Annotated in this window: 3 protein-coding genes; all 3 read left to right on the top strand. The window is 49.0% G+C overall.

Annotated features, from left to right (window positions below):
• Window positions 1–67 precede the first annotated feature (67 nt).
• On the top strand, window positions 68–832 hold the full coding sequence (locus tag AB6C75_RS23490) for a hypothetical protein (protein WP_029225522.1): 765 nt from the start codon (window positions 68–70) through the stop codon (window positions 830–832).
• A gap of 131 nt (window positions 833–963) precedes the next feature.
• Complete coding sequence (locus AB6C75_RS23495; RefSeq protein WP_017081565.1) at window positions 964–1,092, top strand: hypothetical protein; 129 nt, start codon at window positions 964–966, stop codon at window positions 1,090–1,092.
• Between the two features lie 12 nt (window positions 1,093–1,104).
• The coding region (locus AB6C75_RS23500; RefSeq protein WP_372109517.1) for a major capsid protein P2 at window positions 1,105–1,397 on the top strand (293 nt) is incomplete at its 3' end.

Raw genomic sequence — 1,397 nt, forward strand, 5'->3', positions numbered from 1 at the left:
GTTTTGGGCTTGATCTACGCGTCCAAACAACAAATGGCTGCCTTGATGCAAGCCAAGGAGACCGAAAGTGAACAAACCCAAACCCCTAGCCCTACCGAATCCCGTTAATGCTAACCCGTCCTTTGATGCCGAGCACACCCTTTATGTGGCGGGAACGGGAGGGGGAAAAACCTCAGCGGTTAAGCATTTGGGGTTAATCCCGAAAACCGCACAAGCGGTCTTTTTTGACCCCTACACCAACTACGCGGGAAATAAGTTTCAAGGGCAAATGTGCCACGGCACCTCATCACGCTTAATCTTTGTGAAATCGCTGGTGATGGCGCGTCGTCGTGGCGGCTCGTTTAAGTTGGCGTACATTCCAGCCAATGGGGCAACCGGTGGAGAGTTGGAATTTTTCGCGTCAGTGGTGTGGTCGGTAGGGAACGGCCGAGCAAGCCGGCTCTATACGGTGATTGAAGAGTTAGCCTCCTGCGTAGAAACCTCTGGCAAACTTCGAGGTCGTGCGGGTGAGCTGTTGCGTGGCGGGCGTCAGTATGGCCTTGTGGTGCACTCCATATTTCAACGAGGTCAAGAGGTACCGAAAACCGTGACCGAGCAATCCAGTGTTTGGTGGGTGGGCGCAGTTAATTCTCTGAGTGATGCTCAATGGATCGCGGATAAACGCGGGTTGGATGTGAATACTATTGCGACGTTGAAATCCGCTAAGGTCAACAAGCAACGTATCGGGAAACCGATCGCGGAATACCTCTTGATCCGTGATGGTATTGGTAATATTGAGCATAAGGCGTTGAACTGTCAGTCAGGCTCAACACTCAATTTGAACTACCGGTAACCGCCCTTTTTAACCTATAGGTTACCCATCTAACCTATAGGTAACGCTTCCTTTCTTTTTCAACCTTTTTCCTCTTTGATAAACACTTCATTTGATTATTCAAGATCCAACGTCGAGAGACAGGGGAGTGTATGAAAGCTCAGCATAAAAACATCTTGATTGCTGTTGTCCTGACCTTACTGATGATTGCCATCATTAATAACGTCTCAACGTTAGAAGCAGTCAAACAACTCATCAACGGCAAACGTGGCTGGTTTTAAGGAGAGACAAACATGTCAGTAAAACCAATCAAACTGAATTCCATGGTCGGGGCCGCTTGGGGACAAAAAGGTACCCTGCCTATTCCTATCGGGCCGACTTATCATGAGTTGGTGTTAGAGACGAATGCCGAGGCCGCCGAGATTGAACGCTTGTCTATTACGCTGAACGCAGAAGAAATCTATGTCTTAACGGGCAGTGAAATCCTGATGCTCGAACGCTATAAGCAACGTGCTCATACCACCGGCCATTACGTGATCCCATTCAGTGACATTACCGCTCGCACTAAAAATGGGGTTCGCTACAC

The sequence above is a fragment of the Vibrio sp. 10N.237.312.B06 genome (assembly GCF_041464685.1).
GTDB classification, from domain to species: domain Bacteria; phylum Pseudomonadota; class Gammaproteobacteria; order Enterobacterales; family Vibrionaceae; genus Vibrio; species Vibrio tasmaniensis_A.